At 66.9% G+C, this 17,036-nt stretch carries 15 protein-coding genes and 1 riboswitch; of the genes, 8 read left to right on the top strand and 7 right to left on the bottom strand.

Features of this window, described 5'->3' with window-relative positions; all coding sequences use genetic code 11:
* Positions 1-705: 705 nt before the first annotated feature.
* From C7443_RS19815 to C7443_RS05900, 3 genes are all read left to right on the top strand, one after another.
* Positions 706-2,619, top strand: coding sequence for an autotransporter outer membrane beta-barrel domain-containing protein (locus tag C7443_RS19815; protein WP_146213239.1), 1,914 nt, complete (start codon positions 706-708; stop codon positions 2,617-2,619).
* Complete coding sequence (locus tag C7443_RS05905) at positions 2,607-4,463, top strand: autotransporter outer membrane beta-barrel domain-containing protein (RefSeq protein WP_110017674.1); 1,857 nt, start codon at positions 2,607-2,609, stop codon at positions 4,461-4,463. The genes C7443_RS19815 and C7443_RS05905 overlap by 13 nt, the downstream gene beginning before the upstream one ends.
* 97 nt (positions 4,464-4,560) lie before the next feature.
* On the top strand, positions 4,561-5,106 hold the full coding sequence (locus tag C7443_RS05900; protein ID WP_110018025.1) for a flavin reductase family protein: 546 nt from the start codon (positions 4,561-4,563) through the stop codon (positions 5,104-5,106).
* 48 nt (positions 5,107-5,154) lie between these two features.
* Here the strand turns inward: C7443_RS05900 and C7443_RS05895 are convergent, their stop codons facing one another.
* From C7443_RS05895 to C7443_RS05865, 7 genes are all read right to left on the bottom strand, one after another.
* Entirely contained in the window at positions 5,155-6,579 is a 1,425-nt protein-coding gene (locus C7443_RS05895; protein ID WP_110017673.1) for a gamma-aminobutyraldehyde dehydrogenase, read from the bottom strand.
* Between the two features lie 88 nt (positions 6,580-6,667).
* Positions 6,668-7,468, bottom strand: a complete 801-nt coding sequence (locus C7443_RS05890) for an ABC transporter permease (protein ID WP_110017672.1) — start codon at positions 7,466-7,468, stop codon at positions 6,668-6,670.
* Complete coding sequence (locus C7443_RS05885) at positions 7,458-8,408, bottom strand: ABC transporter permease (protein ID WP_246004575.1); 951 nt, start codon at positions 8,406-8,408, stop codon at positions 7,458-7,460. Before C7443_RS05885 ends, C7443_RS05890 begins: the two co-directional genes overlap by 11 nt.
* Positions 8,405-9,427, bottom strand: a complete 1,023-nt coding sequence (locus tag C7443_RS05880; protein ID WP_110017671.1) for an ABC transporter ATP-binding protein — start codon at positions 9,425-9,427, stop codon at positions 8,405-8,407. Before C7443_RS05880 ends, C7443_RS05885 begins: the two co-directional genes overlap by 4 nt.
* A gap of 250 nt (positions 9,428-9,677) precedes the next feature.
* Positions 9,678-10,802 (bottom strand): ABC transporter substrate-binding protein, encoded by a 1,125-nt coding sequence (locus C7443_RS05870; protein WP_110017669.1) that lies wholly within the window; start codon positions 10,800-10,802, stop codon positions 9,678-9,680.
* Positions 10,799-10,954: a hypothetical protein gene (locus C7443_RS20085; RefSeq protein ID WP_170123508.1), complete on the bottom strand. Its 156-nt coding sequence runs from the start codon at positions 10,952-10,954 to the stop codon at positions 10,799-10,801. Before C7443_RS20085 ends, C7443_RS05870 begins: the two co-directional genes overlap by 4 nt.
* 164 nt (positions 10,955-11,118) lie before the next feature.
* Positions 11,119-12,027: a LysR family transcriptional regulator gene (locus tag C7443_RS05865; protein WP_110017668.1), complete on the bottom strand. Its 909-nt coding sequence runs from the start codon at positions 12,025-12,027 to the stop codon at positions 11,119-11,121.
* Between the two features lie 279 nt (positions 12,028-12,306).
* Positions 12,307-12,409, top strand: a riboswitch (guanidine-I (ykkC/yxkD leader).
* A 58-nt stretch (positions 12,410-12,467) separates the two neighbouring features.
* Here C7443_RS05865 and C7443_RS05860 point away from each other — a divergent pair.
* The 5 genes from C7443_RS05860 (at position 12,468) to C7443_RS05840 (ending at position 17,032) form a co-directional block, all read left to right on the top strand.
* Positions 12,468-13,472, top strand: coding sequence for an ABC transporter substrate-binding protein (locus C7443_RS05860; RefSeq protein WP_110017667.1), 1,005 nt, complete (start codon positions 12,468-12,470; stop codon positions 13,470-13,472).
* Positions 13,473-13,533: 61 nt separating this feature from the next.
* Positions 13,534-14,553, top strand: coding sequence for a fatty acid desaturase family protein (locus C7443_RS05855; RefSeq protein ID WP_110017666.1), 1,020 nt, complete (start codon positions 13,534-13,536; stop codon positions 14,551-14,553).
* Position 14,554: 1 nt separating this feature from the next.
* Positions 14,555-15,343: an SDR family NAD(P)-dependent oxidoreductase gene (locus C7443_RS05850; protein ID WP_110017665.1), complete on the top strand. Its 789-nt coding sequence runs from the start codon at positions 14,555-14,557 to the stop codon at positions 15,341-15,343.
* Positions 15,343-16,107, top strand: a complete 765-nt coding sequence (locus C7443_RS05845) for an SDR family NAD(P)-dependent oxidoreductase (RefSeq protein WP_110017664.1) — start codon at positions 15,343-15,345, stop codon at positions 16,105-16,107. The genes C7443_RS05850 and C7443_RS05845 overlap by 1 nt, the downstream gene beginning before the upstream one ends.
* A gap of 4 nt (positions 16,108-16,111) precedes the next feature.
* A complete protein-coding gene (locus C7443_RS05840) occupies positions 16,112-17,032 on the top strand; it encodes a DMT family transporter (RefSeq protein WP_246004574.1) in 921 nt (306 codons plus the stop codon).
* Positions 17,033-17,036 lie beyond the last annotated feature (4 nt).

The raw sequence follows: 17,036 nt of genomic DNA, 5'->3' as shown, positions 1-17,036 counted from the left end.
TGTCGAGTCGATGATTCCCGTGTGTGTCATTAGGCCATTCGGGCGTGGGTCGCATGCACGGGGTGCGCTCGTATTTTTCATGATCAAGCGGTTTATTTAATTAATTGATTTAAATGATTTTAAGCCTTGTACTTTGCTAGAACGCTTTAGAATCGTTGTGGGTAATGCGCGGACTGATTCGGCAAACCATGCCCGATATGACAGCCACGTCGTACCAGGGTTGATCTGCCCGGCAATGCAGGCAGCTCACCAGGACCCCGCTCGCTTGGCTCTGCGTTGTAAGCGGCAGCTTGCTGCATGGCGGTGTGTTGACTGTCGCACTACGCTGCACGCGCGATTCGAAGTTCTGATCCCGCTGCTCGGGAATGATTTCGCCCTTTGCCCAGAGGGCTTTCCAAGCTGTCGAATCGTTCATTGGATGTGATGAACATCACATCGTCATGCATCAGTCCTTTGTTAGACGTAAGCAAACGTTATCGAAATTTCATGTCGTCGAAACGTCTGCTCGCATGGCTGCGTATCGAATCCGGTATCGACCTGTTACTGATGTGAAGCCAAATGACTCGGACCTGCACGCACTTCATGGCGTATCGGTTCCGACATTCGGCAGGTGATGGTGGCTCTTGCGATGGACTGATGCAGCGGCGGAGTGGCGGTATCCGGGGCCGGCACTTTGCGGCTGCGCTCGCTTCGGAGATCGCTCGCTTGAACCTGCATCCGCCTGTGTTCCGCTTCGACCGTCGCCTGCTGCCGCTCGCCGTCAGCGCCACTCTGCTGACTTCATCGCCATCACTCGCAGAGACCTACATGTGGATCGGCGCGGATGGGGCTGGCTGGAGCGATCCCACGGCCTGGAGCCCGGCCGGTCTGCCGGGCGAGGGTGATGATGTTCAGTTGGAAGGAACAGGTCCTGCACTGTCGGCGCAGACAATCGTCTATGCGGGAGTTGATGATCCATATCTCTATAGCTTGCAGATTAACGGCTGCTGTCACGAACTTGGCGGCGTACTTTCAGGCCATTACACAACCTTGCTGCTAAATGCGGGAGACACGTTAACAGTTAATCATTTATTTGGTGAAGGCACTTTGAAGTTGAGTTACGGTCAAGTGCATGTCACTGGTTGGGCTGATATTTATGGCTATTTTAATCAAAATAATAGTATTGGTGATTCTGTCGTTACAGCAGGCAGGTTGGTTGTTAGCGGATCATATGCTCTCAACAGTGTTGGCAATAGTGCATTGAACCTTAATGTCGAGACAGAGACGATTGTCGTCCGTGACGTATCATTTTCTGATGGAGAGGCGGTTTTTGCTGATTTCATGCAAACTGGAGGAGTTTTTAACACCTATAGTCTGTTGGTAGGGCGTGTGCCGGAAATAGCTTTGTCTGGAGCTCCGTTTGTTGGATCGTTTGATCAAAGTGGTGGTGAAGTTTTCGCAACAGACCTTTTTATTGGGTATTTTCATTGCGATTGGTATGACGGTGACGCTTGTTACTCCACTGGCGATAATAACTCTATAGGCCGTTATCTGCTTTCTGGAGGCACGCTTACTGTCGGCAGAACCACTGAACTTGAGGGTTCTTATTATGGCTCCTCGCTTGTCAGTACCTTTATGCAAAGTGGCGGAACATTTCGCACCAATGATCTATTGATCGCCGGCTCCGGGGGAGATGGTATCTATATCCTGATAGGGGGTGATGTTATCGCGTACAGTATTTTCGTCGGTAGCAGCGGGGTATTTAAACAGTCCGGAGGAAACGTACAGAGTGGTTATCTGGATATTTATGGGAGTTACCAGCTCAGTGATATCGACGGTCCTGCCAGCCTAACCGTCGGTGGTAACGAATACATCAATGGTTCTGCAGGCAGTTTCACCCAAACGGGCGGTGCGCACACGATTGGCGGTGATCTGTTCGTCAGTTGGTCGAGTGGCGGCAGTTTTACGCTGAATGGCGGCAGTTTTACGCTGAATGGCGGCAGTGTGGAGGTGGCCGGCTCGGCCGTGGTAGGTAGATCGGCAGTCGGCAGTATGACGCTGTCGGGGGGAAGCCTCACTGTAGGCGGTTCATTGATCGTCAGCGATACGGCCGCGGCCGGTGGTGGCACGGGGAGTGTGCTGCAGCAAAGCGGCGGTGAAGTGCATGTCGGCGGTGAGCTGGTGCTGGGCAACCAGGCTGGTGCACTCGGTTATTACCTGCTCAGCGCCGGCAGCCTGAGCGTCCAGGGGGCCGATGCCGCGAGCCAGTTCGTCGTCGGCAATGCAGGGACCGGCCATTTCGTCTTCGATAGTGGCGCAGTAACCGTCGATGGTCTGCAGATCGCCGTAGCCACGGACAGTTATGGCGTACTGACGATGAACGGAGGCTCACTGACAGTCACCGGCAATTCAGGGGACGTGATCGGCTCACTGGGCATTGGTGTTTTTCTGCAGCAGGGCGGTATGCACAGCACGCCCGATCTTGTTCTCGGCAGTGAAAGCGGCGGTGCCGGCGGGGTCTACGGCCTGAGTGGCGGGACCCTTCGGTTACCGACAACACGACTGTCGGCCTTAATACCGGTGGTCAGTTCGAGCAGGAGGGCGGCACGTTCGAGACCGGCGCCCTGTTGCTTGGCCTGAACAGCGGAGGCTCTGGTTATTACTTCCTGAACGACGGCAGTCTGAGCAGCCGCACGCAGACGGTGGTCTGCTATGCCGGCGAGGGGGAGTTCTATCAGAGCGGCGGGACGCACACGGTCGCTGAATTGGTCCTCGCGCAGGAGGCCGGCAGCAGCGGCCTGTATGAGCTCGACGGTGGCACGCTGACCGTCACCGGTACGGCGATGGTCGGGCGCAGCGGCAGCGGCGAGTTCGTACAAAGCGGCGGCGTGGTCGCCATCGGCGGGGATCTGCTGCTCGGGGTGCTGCCGGGCTCCAATGGTCATTACCAGCTCGACGGCGGCACCTTGACCATCGGCGGCATGCTGGTGCTCGGCGGTAGTGGCAGTGCCAACGGTGGCAGCGGCCGCTTCGATCTGGGCAGCAGCGCGAGTCTGCAACTGCGTGATCTCGATCTGCGTCCGGGCGGCGAGCTGTCCAGCCTGGGCGGCGGCGTCACGCTCGGCGATGCGACGGCAGGGCTGGCGGACGTCGGCACGCTGCGCGTCAATAACGGCGGCATGCTCGCCGGCAACGGCACGATACCCGGCTCAGCCTGGATCTATGCGGGCGGCGTCGTGCGGCCGGGCAACTCGATTGGCACGCTGAATTTCGCCGGTGACCTCACCTTTCTGCCCGGCTCGACGCTCAACGCTGAAATCGACAGCAGCGGCCACAGCGACCTGATCACTACCACCGGCACGATCACGCTCACCGGTGTGACCCTGCGGGTCGATTCGACCGACGGCAGTTTTGATGCCGGCAGCACCTACACCCTGCTGTCCGCCGGCGGCGGCATTCACGGCAGCTTTGCCAGCGTGATTTCCGGTCTGCCGTTCTTCAACCTCGTCGCCGACTACAGCTCAGCCAGCGCAGTGAGCCTGTCCGCAGTGCCGACCACGACCAGCGCCACGGAGACCAGCACTACGACAGGCACTGTGGCTGTCGTCAGCGGTGCCGCGAGCGTGCCGACCGTTGCCACGTTGCACATTCCCACCCCGGATGAGCATGCGGCAGACTCGCCGCTCGATCTGATCGGCGGCAGCCCGACCAGCCTGCTCGGGCGCATGACGCTCGCCGACGCCGAAGCGGGCTTTCTGCTCGATCCGCTGACGGCCGGCTTCGACGAAGGCCAGGCCGCAATCGGCCTCAAGCTCGGCAACTTCTACGCCGACGGCTATCACCAACACTACGAAACCGTGCCGCTGCGCTACGGCTGGAAGCTCGGTAATGGCATGACGGCCCTCGTTGAACTGCCGATCAGCTCGATCACCACCCGTGGCCATGGCATCAACCGTGATGATCGCAGTTACGGCCTCGGCACGGGCTTGCGCATGCCGATCAGCGCAGGCTGGGAGCTCAAGCCGATGCTGCGTTATGGCACCGTGCTCGATAACGACCAGCGCCACATCGGCTCGCTGGCCTCGACCTCACTGACCAGCCACTATCGCCACGGCTTCGGCGATGGTTACGAGATCGGACTCGACAACCTCGTCGGCGCCGTTCGCTCGGTCGGCGGTAACGTCACCGGGCTCGATGCCGGCTACGATCTGCACGAAACCACCACGCACAACGCGGTGCGCCTGAGCGGCCCGCTGCAGGACACCGTCCTCGGTCACGGCGCGCGCTGGACGGCCTGGGCCTCGGACACGCGCTACTTTGGCTCCAAGCTGGCCGTCGACAACTTCCAGCGCGTCGGCATTGCCGCGACCACGCGGCTGTCGGTCGGCGATCGCTACTCCGATACTGCGAGCCTCGGTCTGACCTACACGCATACCGCCAGCGGTAATCATGGCCTGGAGCTCAACTTCGGCTATCGCTTTTGAGCCACCGTTCAGGCGCAGGGTGCTGATTGCGACAGCTCGTCCGGCGCGCATCAGAGACTAGGGTTAAGGCATCTTCCGCTGCCTGCGTGGGGGCATGATGCAAACGCTCGATTTGTCCAAAGCGTTTCAGTGGCTGGAGCCCGGTCCGGTGGTGCTGCTGACCACCGCCGATCGCGGCAGGGCCAATGTGATGACGCTGAGCTGGCACATGGTGGTCGACTTCGTGCCGCAGATCGCCTGTGTGGTCAGCGCCGGGGATTACAGCTTTGCGGCGTTGCGCCGCAGCGGCGAGTGCGTCATCGCCGTGCCGGGCGTCGATCTGGCGGAGACGGTGGTCGACATCGGCAACTGCTCGGGGCAGGACATCGACAAGTTCGCGCGCTTCGGCCTGACGCCGCTGCCGGCGGCCGAGGTCGGCGCGCCGCTGATCGCCGAGTGCCTGGCGCAGATCGAATGCCGGGTCATCGACGACCGTCTGGTCGAGCCCTACAACCTGTTCATCCTCGAAGGCGTGCACGCCTGGATCGACGAGGCGCGCAGCGAGCGGCGCACGCTGCACGCGGTCGGTAACGGCACCTTCCGTGTCGACGGCGAAACCCTCGACCTGCGCGCGCGCATGACCAAGTGGCCGGACATGCTCTGAACGCACGGCCGCGCCGGCGGCGTACTGCACCGGCGCGGCCGGTCGGGCTCAGTGCTTGATCATGACGTGGCGCACCGCGGTGTAGTCCTCGACCGCGTAGACCGACATGTCCTTGCCGTAGCCGGACTTCTTCATGCCGCCGTGCGGCATTTCGGAAACCAGCATGAAGTGCGTGTTGACCCAGGTGCAGCCGTACTGCAGCTCGGCGGCGACGCGGGCGGCGCGGCCGACGTCCTGTGTCCACACGCTGGAGGCCAGACCGTAGTCGGAATCGTTGGCCCAGCGGATCGCTTCCTCGGTGTCGCTGAAGCGCGTCACCGACACCACCGGCCCGAACACCTCGCGGCGCACGATCTCATCGTTCTGCGTGGCGCCGGCGATCACCGTCGGCTCGTAGAAAAAGCCGCTGCCGCTGCCGTGGCGGCCGCCGGTGACGACTTCGATGTGCGACTGCGAGGAGGCGCGCTCGACGAAGCTCGCCACGCGCTGGCGCTGGCGCTCGGAGATCAGCGGCCCCATCTCCACGCCGTCCATCTGCTGCGTGCCGTAGCGGATGCCGGAGACCGCGCTGGCCAGATCGGCGACGAAGCGCTCGTAGATCTTCGGCCCGGCGTAGATGCGGCAGGCGGCGGTGCAGTCCTGGCCGGCGTTGTAGTAGCCGAAGGTGCGGATGCCTTCGACCACCGCGTCGAGGTCGGCGTCGTCGAAAATGATCACCGGTGCCTTGCCGCCGAGCTCCAGGTGCGTGCGCTTGAGCGTCTTCGCTGCGCTTTCCAGCACCTTCTGGCCGGTGGCGACGTCGCCGGTCAGCGAGATCATGCGCACCGCCGGCTGCGAGATCAGCGGCTGGCCGACGCTGTCGCCGCGGCCGGGGACGATGTTGAGCACACCGGCCGGGAACAGGTCGGCGGCCAGCTCGGCGAGGCGGATCGCCGTCAGCGGCGTCTGCTCGGAGGGCTTGAGCACCACGGTGTTGCCGGCGGCCAGCGCCGGGCCGAGCTTCCATGCCGCCATCATCAGCGGGTAGTTCCACGGTGCGATCGAGGCGACGACGCCGAGCGGGTCGCGGCGGATCAGGCTGGTGTGGCCGGGCAGGTATTCGCCGGCGGCCGAACCCTGCAGCAGCCGCGCCGCACCGGCAAAGAAGCGGAAGACGTCGGCGATCGCCGGGATTTCATCGTTGAGCGCGGCCAGGTACGGCTTGCCGCAGTTCAGCGACTCCAGCCGGGCCAGCTCCTCGCCGTGCTGCTCGATGCGATCGGCCAGGCGCAGCAGCGCCAGCGCCCGATCCTTCGGCGGCGTGCGCGCCCACTGCGGGAAGGCCGCTTCGGCAGCCTGCACCGCGGCGACGATCTGCTCGGCCGAGGCTTCGGCGACCTGCGCCAGCGTCTCGCCGGTCGCCGGATTGAGCACGTTTTCGATCTCGCCTTCGCCGGCGACGAATTGGCCGTTGATGAACGCGCGGGTGTTCATGCGCAATCTCCTTGCAGGGGCGGCGGGCGCCCGTTCGGGGGGAACAGCGGGGAAGTGCGCGGCGCCGGCTGGCGCCGCGGGAAAGGGTTCAGCGGGATTCGCCGGTTTCGTCGCTGCGCGTCAGCCAGTAGGCGGCGAGGATCGGCAGCGCGGTCACCAGGATCACGGCGACGGCGACGACGTTGGTCACCGGGCGGTCGCGCGGGCGGAACAGCTCGTTCATGAACCAGATCGGCAGCGTGCGCTCGTGACCGGCGGTGAAGGTGGTGACGATGATCTCGTCGAAGCTCAGCGCGAAGGCGAGCATGCCACCGGCCAGCAGCGCGCTGCCGAGCTGCGGCAGGATCACGTGGCGGAAGGTCTGCAGGCCGTCGGCGCCGAGGTCCATCGAAGCCTCGATCAGATTGCCGGCGGTGCGGCGAAAGCGCGCCAGCGCGTTGTTGTAGACGACGACGATGCAGAAGGTGGCGTGGCCGGTGACGATGGTCCACAGCGCCGGCTCGAAGCCCGCCAGGCGGATCGCCGAGAGCAGCGCGATGCCGGTGACGATGCCGGGCAGGGCGATCGGCAGCACCATCAGCAGCGTGAACACCTCGCGGCCGAAGAAGCTCGCACGCCACATCGCCGCCGCCGCCATCGTGCCGAGCAGCAGCGCCAGCGCGGTGGCCATGCCGGCCACCTGCAGCGACAGCAGCAGCGCCTCGCGGATGTCGGCGCGCTGCCAGGCCACCTCGAACCAGTGCAGCGTCAGCCCCGGCGGCGGGAACTGGTAGGTGCGGTCCTCGGTGGTGAAGGCGTAGAGCACGATGATCGCCAGCGGCAGGTGCAGGAACAGCAGGCCGGCGCCGGTGGCGAGGCGCAGCCGCCAGCTTGGATGATCAGAGCGCATCGAAGGCCCCCAGTCGCCGGGCGACGGCGAGGTACAGGCCGATCAGCACGATCGGCACCACGGAAAAGGCGGCGGCGAGCGGGATGTTGCCGGCGGTGCCCTGCTGCACGTAGACCATCTGGCCGATGAAGTAGCCGGGCGCGCCGACCACGCCGGGGATGATGAAATCGCCGAGCGTCAGCGAGAAGGTGAAGATCGAGCCGGCGACCACGCCGGGGAAGGCCAGCGGCAGCACCACGTGGCGCAGCGTCTGTCCGGGGCGTGCGCCGAGGTCGCCGGAAGCCTGCAGCAGCGAGCGCGGCACGCGCTCCAGCGCCGCCTGGATCGGCAGGATCATGAACGGCAGCCAGACGTAGAGAAACACCAGAAACATGCCGAAGTACGAGCTGCTCAGCGTCGGCCCGCCGACCACCGGCGTCGCCAGCAGCGCATCCAGCGCGCCGGACAGACCGAGCTGTTCGGCCAGCCAGGCGATCACGCCTTCCTTGGCCAGCATCAGCCGCCAGGCGTAGACGCGCACCAGATAGCTCGACCACAGCGGCAGCATCACCGCCAGATAGAGCAGGGCGCGGCTGCGGCCGCGGGCGTGAAAAGCCATGTACTGCGCGATCGGGAAGGCGATCAGCGCCGCGGCGACGGTCACCGCCAGCGCCATTCCCAGCGTGCGCAGGATGATGTCGAGATTGGCCGGCGAGGCGAACAGCGCGCGGTAGGTGTCGAGCGTCAGCTCGTAGCGCACCTGGCCGGTGAAGTCATCGAGCGCGAAGAAGCTCTGTGCCAGCAGCGCGAACAGCGAGCCCAGGTAGATGATGCCGAGCCACAGCAGCGGCGGCAGCAGCAGCGCCGTCAGCCACAGGCCGCGGCGGCTGTAGAGCAGGTTCGCCAGGCGTCGGCGCAGGCCCGGCGCCGGCCGCGCGGGAGACATCGCCAGCGCGTTCATGCGGCGTCTCGCAGCGCGTGCATCGCCGCCCGCGGCCAGCTCAGCGCCACCTCGGCGCCGGTCTGCGGCAGCCCGGCGCCCTGCGTCGCCGGCACCGTGACCACCAGGCGCAGGCCGCCGGCGGTTTCGACTTCACAGCGGTGATGTGCGCCGTGGTACTGCACTTCGACCAGGCGGCCGCCGATGCGCACCGCGTCGGCAGCAACCTCGCTGCCGGCGGCCTGCAGCGCGATGCGCTCGGGGCGGATGGTGAAGGCGCCGGCGCTGCCGAGCAGGCTTGTCGCCGCGGCGCCGTCGATGACGTTGGCGGTGCCGACGAAGTTGGCGACGAAGGCCGTTGCCGGGCGCTCGTAGAGTTCTTCCGGGCTGGCGATCTGCTCGATGCGGCCGTGGTTGAACACGGCGACGCGGTCGGACATCGACAGCGCCTCGCCCTGATCGTGGGTGACGAAGACGAAGGTGATGCCGAGCCGCCGCTGCAGTGCTTTCAGCTCGCTCTGCATCGCCTCGCGCAGCTTCAGATCGAGCGCGCCGAGCGGCTCGTCGAGCAGCAGCACGCGCGGCTCGTTGATCAGCGCCCGTGCCAGCGCCACGCGCTGGCGCTGGCCGCCGGAGAGCTGCGCCGGGCGGCGCGCGCCGAAGCCGTCGAGCTTGACCAGCGCCAGCATTTCCTCGGCACGGCGCGTGCGCTGGGCGCGCGGCACGCCGCGCATCATCGGTCCGTAGGCGACGTTGTCGAGCACGCTCATGTGCGGGAACAGCGCGTAGTCCTGGAACACGGTGTTGACGTCGCGCTCGTAGGGCGGCACACCGGCGGCCTCGCGGCCGTGGATCAGCAGGCTGCCGGCGCTCGGCTGCTCGAAGCCGGCGATCAGCCGCAGACTGGTGGTCTTGCCCGAGCCCGACGGCCCGAGCAGTGAAAAGAATTCGCCCTCGGCGATGCTGAAACTCAGGTCATCGACCGCGCGCACGGTGCCGAACACGCGACTGACCTGGATGAATTCGACGGCAGCGCTCATCGGCGGCGTCTCCTGAAACGATGCGTGAACCTGAAATCTCTGTTTTCCAGCCTTCTTGCGCTGGAAGACGGGGGCCGGGTCGCCGTGTGGCGATGACCCGGCTGGCGCGGCACCGGCCCCGCGGAGAAGGGCCGGGGAGGCGGATGCGCAACCCGCTGCGCACCCGGCGCCCGACGCCGTCAGTGCCGCGCAGCGCCCTCAGCCCACGGGGGGCCGGGCCGGGGAGGCGCGGTGGCCCCGCGCGGCTTGCTCAGCGCCCGCCCATGATGGCGATGTAGTCGCTGGTCCAGCGGCTGTAGGGCACGCAGCTGCCCTGGGCGCACTTGCTGATCGGCGTCTTCCAGAAGTGAACCTGCTGCATCTTGTCGATGCCGTTGGTCTTGCAGCCTTCGGCGCCGAGCAGTTCGTTGCCGTCGCAGGCGGTCGGTACCGCCGGCACCGAGCCGAACCAGGCGGCGACGTCGCCCTGCACCTTCGGCTGCAGCGAATGCTCCATCCACAGGTAGGCGCAGTCCGGGTGCTTGGCCTCGGCGTGCAGCATCGTGGTGTCGGCCCAGCCGGTGGCGCCCTCGACCGGGATGGTGCTGGCGACCGCCTGCTTGGCGGCGAGCAGGGTGTTGACCTGGAACGGCCAGGAACCGGAGGCGGCGATGCCTTCGGAGGTGAAGTCCTGCACCTGCACGTTGGCGTCATGCCAGTAGCGCTGTATCAGCGCGTGCTGCTGGCGCAGCACTTCGAGCACCGCGGCGTACTGGGTTTCGTTGAGTTCGTAGGGGTCCTTGATGCCGAGCTCGGGGCGCTTGTGCATCAGGTAGAGCGCGGCATCGGCGATATAGATGGCGCCGTCATACGCCTGCACGCGGCCCTTGTTCGGCTGGCCGTCGGGCAGCGTCTGCGGCTCGAACACCACGCTCCAGCTGCTTGGTGCTTCCTTGAACACCTGCGTGCTGTAGAGCAGCACGTTCGGCCCCCACTGGTACGGTGTGCCGTAGTGCTTGCCGTCGACGGTGTGCCAGGGGGCGCTCTTCAGGCGCTCGTCGATCTTGCTCCAGCTGGGGATGCGCGATACGTCGATCGGCTGCACCTTCTTGCCGTAGATCAGGCGCAGCGAGGCATCGCCCGAGGCGGTCACCAGGTCGTAGCCGCCCTGGTTCATCAGCGAGACCATCTCGTCGGAGGTCGCGGCGGTCTTGACGCGGACTTTGCAGCCGGTGGCCTGCTCGAAGCCGCTGACCCAGTCATAGGCTTTGTCGCTCTCGCCGCGCTCGATGTAGCCAGGCCAGGCGACGATGTCGAGCGCGCCTTCGGCGGCCAGCGCCGGGGCGGCACCGGCCGCCAGCGCCAGCGCTAAAGCAACGGACAGCTTGCGATTCATGGGGCGTCTCCTCTGTCTCGGTCGGGGGAGTGGCCGATCACCGCCGCAGGCGCCGAATCGGTCTGCGATTCAGTCTTGACGCCATCGGCGCAGCCGACCAGCACGATTTTCGGATATAAGCGATCGGTTTTGCCGATGGGCTGTGCGGCCATGCCCGCGTCGCGGGCAGCTGCCGCATCATGGGGCGGTACACGCACCGTCTGACGGCAGTGTTTGCCCACTGTCATGAGCTGTTGGGGCGAAAGCCGGGTATCGGTGTCGTTTTTACCGATGACTTGCGTCTATCTATCGATAAAAAAGAACGCTTGAACGCATCTCAGCGGGCGTGGCGACGGCCGAATTCACGCGCCAGCATGACGAACTGGCGGGCGGCATCGCTCAGCGGCGAGCCGCGGCGCCAGGCGAGGCCGACTTCGAGCCGAGGCATCTCTTCTGCCAATGGCCGCGCTTCCAGGCGGTCGCCTTCGAGTGACCACGGCCGGTAGATCATGTCCGGCATCAGCGAGACGCCGGCGCCGGTGGCGACCAGGCTGCGGATCGCCTCGACCGAGGCGGTGCGCAGTTTCGGCGGCTCGCGGCGGCCGGCGGCGCGCAGTGCGGCGGTCGACAGCGCTTCGAGCTCATCGACGTTGAGGGTGATCAGCGCGTCATCGGCGAGGTCGGCCAGCGCCACGCTGGCCTGCGCCAGCCGCGGGTGGTTCGGCGGCAGCCACACGCTCCACGGCGAGCGCACCAGCGCTTCGGTCTCGAAGGCCTGGGCGTTGGCCAGGTTGGTGATGACGATGACGGCGACGTCGAGCTCACCGTTGAGCAGCAGATGCTCGACGTAGTCGCGCGAGTCCTCGTGCACGCGCACCTCGACCTGCGGGAACACGCGGTGGTAGCGGTCGAGCAGATAGGGCAGGAAGTAGCCGGTGACCAGCGCGGTGACGCCGACGTGCAGCGCGCCGCTCATGGTGTCCGGCCGCGCCGCCAGCGCCTCGCGGGCATTGCGCACCGCGGCGAGGATTTCATAGGCGTGGCGCAGGAACTGGTTGCCGGCGTGGGTCAGCACCATGCCGCGGGCGTGGCGCTGGAACAGCGCGGCGCCGACCTCATGCTCCAGCGCCTTGATCGCCTCGGTGACCGCTGACTGCGAGATGTGCAGGCTCTGCACGGCCGCGCTGATCGAGCCGACCTCGGCGACTGCGATGAAATAGCGCAGGCTTTTCAGGGACAGGCTCATCGGCGGGGGGCCTCCACGGACGGTCGCAAGCGGCCAAGCCTAACAGCCCGCCGCCCGGGTGCGGGCGCTTCACGGCTGGGCAGGCTGCACGCCGCTGGTGCAGAAACGGCATGCGGACTCCGGCCGGGCGGGCCGCCCGGAGTGTGCGCCACGACACAGCGGGCGCGGTTTTGCGGTGTTTTGTCGCACGGGTGGCACCAGAATTGCTCAAAGCCGTCGAGACACGGGATGAGCAGCGGCAGCCTTGCCCGCTCATGACGCAGACAACAAGAGGATAGGATTCAGGCGCGCTAGGGTTCCGGTCCACCACGGTGGACGCTGGTCCGAGAGCACGCCGGCCTCCGGGACGGGGGTTACACGGCGGGACAAAAGCCCGGGAGATGCAACTGCGGTTGCCATCCCGTGAGCCATGTCCCAAACCGTGCAGGAGTGCCCCGTCCATGTCCGTCCCGACTCTCCGCCTGATACGAAAACTCGCCCTCGGTGCCGGCCTGCTCGCCGCCGCCGCCGTGCCCTTTGCCGCACGCGCCGCCGAATCGCTGAAGATCGGCACCGTCGTCTGGGTCGGCTACGGCCCGTTCTACGTCGCCGACAAGCTCGATCTGTATAAAAAGCACGGCCTCAAGGTGTCGCTGCAGTTCTTCAGCGATCCGGCGCTGATTCCACCGGCGCTTGCCGGCGGCTCGATCGACGGCGCGATGCTGACCTACGACCAGGTGGTCGCCTCCGATGCCAAGGGGCTCAAGCACCGCGTAGTGATGCCGATCGACTTCTCCAACGGCGGTGATGCGATCGTCGCTGAAGCCGCGGTGAAGTCGGTCGCCGACTTCAAGGGCAAGAAGGTCGGCTTCAACCCGCTGTCGCCGTCAGACTTCCTGCTCGCCTACGCGCTGCAGAAGAACGGCATGGGCGCCAAGGACATCGAGTCGATCAACATGACGCCGGAAGGCATCCCCGGCGCGATGGCCTCCGGCAGCCTGCCGGTCGGCGTCACCTACGAGCCCAACGTCTCGCAGATCCTCGCGCTCGGCGGCGGCGGCAAGTTCCACGTGGTGTTCTCCTCGAAGGATGCGCCGGGCCTGATCACCGACGTGCTGGTGTTCGACGAGAAAGTCATCGCCAAGCGCGGCAAGGCGATCCAGGCGCTGATCCAGGGCTACGTCGACGGCATGGCCTACATGAAGGCGCACCCGGAGGAGTCCGCCGAGATCATCGGCAAGGTGCTCGGTGTCAGCGCCGCCGAGGCCAAGGAGCAGATGAGCGGCGTCTACAACATCCCGCTCGCTGAGATGATGACCAACTTCACGCCCTCCGAGCAGACCACCTCGTTCCACGGCAGCGGCGCGGTGATCGGCAAGATCCTCGTCGACAACGGTCAGATCCCGGCAGTGCCGGACTTCGCCAAGACCTACGACGCTCAGTTCGTCAAGGCGCTGGCGCCGTAAGTCACTGAGTCCACGGCGGCGTCCGCGGCGCCGCGGATGCCGCCGCCACAGGAGATTCACCATGTCGAAGCCGATCTTCCGCTACGCCGACGGCGCCTGGCCGAACACGCTCGCCATCGCCTACGCCGTGCTCGGTTACGCCGGCGGCATCGCCCTGCTGTTCGCCGACGGCGTGGCGGCGAAACTCGGCGGCACGCTGCTGCTGGCGCACGCGCTGGTGATCGCCGCCTACCTGATCCACGAATTCGCCCACGGCACGATCTTCCGCGAGCCGAAGTGGAACCTGCGCACCGGCGAGCTGATGAGCTGGCTGACCGGCAGCTGCTACGCCGATTTCCAGGACCTGCGGCGCAAGCACATGCGCCATCACGTCGACCGTGCCGACGTCATCACCTTCGACAGCAAGGCTTTTCTGCAGCGCTCGCCGGCCTGGTTCCGCCGCCTGGTGCTGGCGCTGGAGTGGGCGTGGATTCCGGCGGTCGAGCTGATCATGCACGCCTACGTGGTGCTGCTGCCGTTCATTACCGACAGCGCCAAGCACCGTGCCCGCCGCGGCCGCGTCGCCGCGATCATCGCCGTGCGCGCGCTGGCCTTCGCCACGCTCGGCATGCTCTCGCCGCTGGCGCTCGCGCTCTACGTCGTGGCCTGGATGATCATGCTGACGGTGCTGCGCTTTGCCGACGCCTACCAGCACACCTACGACGCCTACGCCGTGCTCGAAGGCGGCGAGATTCCCGCCGACAAGGTGCGCGACCGCGTCTACGAGCAGCACAACACCTATACCAACGTCGTCTCGCTGCGCTGGCCGTGGCTCAACCTGCTGCTGCTCAACTTCAGTTTCCACAACGCCCATCACGAGAAGTCCGGCGTGCCGTGGTACCGCCTGCCGGCGCTGCATCGCGAGCTCTACGGCGAGGGCTACGTGCAGGTGCTGCCGATGGCGCTGCTATTGAAAAGCTTCAGCCGCTACCGCCTGCGCCGCGTGCTCGACGACGACTACGGCCACGTCGAGGCCAGCGGCGCGCAGCGGGCCGGGCAGTTCTACGGCGCGGTCGGCGTCTCCTTCCTGACGGCGGTGTGAGATGAACGATCCCCTCGACTATCGCGGCCGCTGCGTGGTGCTGAGCGGTGCGGCGAGCGGCATCGGTCGCGGCCTGGCGCGCGCCTTTGCCGAGCGCGGCGCAACGCTGTGGCTGCTCGATCGCGATGTCGCCGCGCTCGATGCGGTGTGCGCCGAACTGGCCGGGCTGGCGCCGCTGCAGGCCGAGGCGCTCGATCTGTGCGACACGGCGGCGCTGCAGACCTTCGCCGCCCGCCTGGCGGACGCGCAGCCGCGGGTCGACGTGCTGATCAACAACGCCGGCGTCGAGTATCCGACGCCGCTCGCCGACACCGCCGCGAGCGCCGATGCGCGCTGGCAGGCACTGCTCGACAACAACGTGGTGTCGATGCAGCGCCTGAGCCGCGCGCTGCTGCCGCTGCTCGCGGCCGGCGCCAGCATCATCAACCAGTCCTCGATCTGGGGGCTGGTGGGGGTGGCCGGCTTTTCCGCCTACGTCACCAGCAAGCACGCGGTGATCGGCCTGACGCGGGCGCTGGCACGCGAGCTGGGGCCGCGGCGCATCCGCGTCAACGCCGTGTGCCCGGGCTGGATCGCCACCGAGGCGGCAATGCGCTCGCTGCGGGCGATGGCCGCCGAGCACGGCCGCAGCGAGGCCGAGGAGCTGGCCGCGGTGCTCGCCGGGCAGGCGGTGCCGGAGCTGCTGCAGCCGGCCGATCTGGCCGGCACTTTCCTGTTCCTCGGCTCGCCGCTGGCGGCCGCGATCACCGGGCAGGCACTCTCGGTCAGCCACGGCGAGGTGATGCACTGATGCGCCCGAGTTCCGTTCCGCCGCTGGCCGGCCGCCGCGCGCTGGTCACCGGCGCCGCCAGCGGCATCGGCCGCGCCACCGCGCTGGCACTGGCCACCGCCGGCGCCGAGGTCTGGATCAACCACCTGCCGGCCGACAAGGCCGCTGCGGCCGACGTCGCCGCGACGATTCGCAGCGCCGGCGGCAACGCGCGGCCGATCGCCGCCGATGTCGGCGATGCCGCGGCGGTGGCGGCGATGTTCGCCGCGCTGCACGCCGCCGGCGGGCTCGACATCCTCGTCAACAACGCCGGCGTGATCCTGGAAAAACCCTTTCTGGAGACCAGCGAGGACGACTGGGCGCGGGTCATCGGCATCGACCTGACGGCGGTCTACCGCTGCTGCCGTCAGGCGCTGGCGCAGATGCAGCCGCGTGGCAGCGGCTGCATCGTCAACGTCGCCTCCGACCTCGGCTATCTCGGCCGCGAGCGCTACGCGCCGTACTGCGCGGCTAAGGCCGGCGTCATCGCGCTGACCCGCTCGCTGGCGCGCGAGTTCGCGCCGGCGATCCGCATCAACGCCGTCGCGCCGGGGCCGATCGCCACGCCGATGGTCTCGCCCGAGCACATGAGCGCGGAGTGGATCGCTAAAGAGACGGCGATTCCGGCGGCGCGCCTCGGTGAGCCGGAGGAGGTCGCCGCGGCGATCGTCTTCCTCGCCTCGCCGGCGGCGAGTTATTTCCACGGTCAGGTGCTCGGGCCGAACGGCGGTTCATGGATGGGCTGAGACGATGCAGACGCCGATGGTTTCCCGTGCCTGGCTGCGCCCCGAGGCGGTGCTGATCCTCGCCACGCTGATGTGGGGCACCAGCTGGCTGCCGCTGCGCCATTTCGCCGAGGCCGGCCTCAGCGGCATGCCGATGGTCGCCGTCAGCTACAGCCTGATCGCCGTGCTGCTGCTGCCGGTGCTGTGGCGCGAGCGCCGGGCCTGCGCCGGCCAGCCGGCGCGGCTGCTGGCGATCCTGCTGTTCGGCGGCTGGTCGAACGCGGCGCTGATCTGTGCGCTGTCGCTGGGCGATGACATCGTGCGGGTGATGCTGCTGTTTTACCTGGCGCCGGTGTGGGGGGTGCTCGGCGGCTGGCTGCTGCTCGGCGAGCGCCTCGGCGGCCTGCGCCTGCTGGCGCTGGCACTGGCGGTGCTCGGCGCGGCGCTGACGCTCGGTGTCGATGCCAGCACCTTCCGCCCGCTGGCCGGCGTCGACTGGCTGGCCTTCAGCGCCGGACTGAGCTTTGCCCTCAACAACCTCGCCACCCGCGCTGCCGACCGCGTGCCGCTGGCGAGCAAGACCGCGGTGCCGCTGCTCGGCTGCGCGCTGTTCGCCAGCGCCGCCAGCCTGCTGCTGGAGCAGGGCGTGGCCGCGCTGCCCGGCGAGGTCTGGGCGCAGCTGTGCGCGTTTGCGATTTTGTGGATCGGCCTGGCGACCGTCGCCGCGCAGGACGGCGTCAGTCGCCTCGAAGCCGGCCGCGCCTCGGTGCTGCTGGTGTTCGAGCTGATCGCCGCGGTCGGCTCGGCGGCGCTGTTCGGCCACAAGCCGCTGGCCGCGCACGAATGGGCCGGCGGCGCGCTGGTCTGCCTGGCGGCCCTGATTGCCGCCCGCGGCGAGGCCGCGCCGGCCGGCCCTGCACACTCTTCAACCCTGAGCGGAGATTAAGTCG

Source organism: Plasticicumulans acidivorans (assembly GCF_003182095.1).
GTDB classification, from domain to species: Bacteria; Pseudomonadota; Gammaproteobacteria; order Competibacterales; family Competibacteraceae; genus Plasticicumulans; species Plasticicumulans acidivorans.
The sequence above is the reverse complement of the archived record's forward strand: the minus strand, read 5'-3'. Positions and strand labels throughout refer to the sequence as shown.

Excerpts from the sequence above, each read along its gene's own strand:
- C7443_RS05865 (WP_110017668.1), bottom strand. The coding sequence starts at position 12,027 with ATGAGCCTGTCCCTGAAAAGCCTGCGCTATTTCATCGCAGTCGCCGAG.
- C7443_RS05855 (WP_110017666.1), top strand. The coding sequence starts at position 13,534 with ATGTCGAAGCCGATCTTCCGCTACGCCGACGGCGCCTGGCCGAACACG.
- C7443_RS05890 (WP_110017672.1), bottom strand. The coding sequence starts at position 7,468 with ATGCGCTCTGATCATCCAAGCTGGCGGCTGCGCCTCGCCACCGGCGCC.
- C7443_RS05900 (WP_110018025.1), top strand. The coding sequence starts at position 4,561 with ATGCAAACGCTCGATTTGTCCAAAGCGTTTCAGTGGCTGGAGCCCGGT.
- C7443_RS05860 (WP_110017667.1), top strand. The coding sequence starts at position 12,468 with ATGTCCGTCCCGACTCTCCGCCTGATACGAAAACTCGCCCTCGGTGCC.
- C7443_RS20085 (WP_170123508.1), bottom strand. The coding sequence starts at position 10,954 with ATGGCCGCACAGCCCATCGGCAAAACCGATCGCTTATATCCGAAAATC.
- C7443_RS05840 (WP_246004574.1), top strand. The coding sequence starts at position 16,112 with ATGCAGACGCCGATGGTTTCCCGTGCCTGGCTGCGCCCCGAGGCGGTG.
- C7443_RS05885 (WP_246004575.1), bottom strand. The coding sequence starts at position 8,408 with ATGAACGCGCTGGCGATGTCTCCCGCGCGGCCGGCGCCGGGCCTGCGC.
- C7443_RS05880 (WP_110017671.1), bottom strand. The coding sequence starts at position 9,427 with ATGAGCGCTGCCGTCGAATTCATCCAGGTCAGTCGCGTGTTCGGCACC.
- C7443_RS05870 (WP_110017669.1), bottom strand. The coding sequence starts at position 10,802 with ATGAATCGCAAGCTGTCCGTTGCTTTAGCGCTGGCGCTGGCGGCCGGT.
- C7443_RS05850 (WP_110017665.1), top strand. The coding sequence starts at position 14,555 with ATGAACGATCCCCTCGACTATCGCGGCCGCTGCGTGGTGCTGAGCGGT.
- C7443_RS05845 (WP_110017664.1), top strand. The coding sequence starts at position 15,343 with ATGCGCCCGAGTTCCGTTCCGCCGCTGGCCGGCCGCCGCGCGCTGGTC.
- C7443_RS05895 (WP_110017673.1), bottom strand. The coding sequence starts at position 6,579 with ATGAACACCCGCGCGTTCATCAACGGCCAATTCGTCGCCGGCGAAGGC.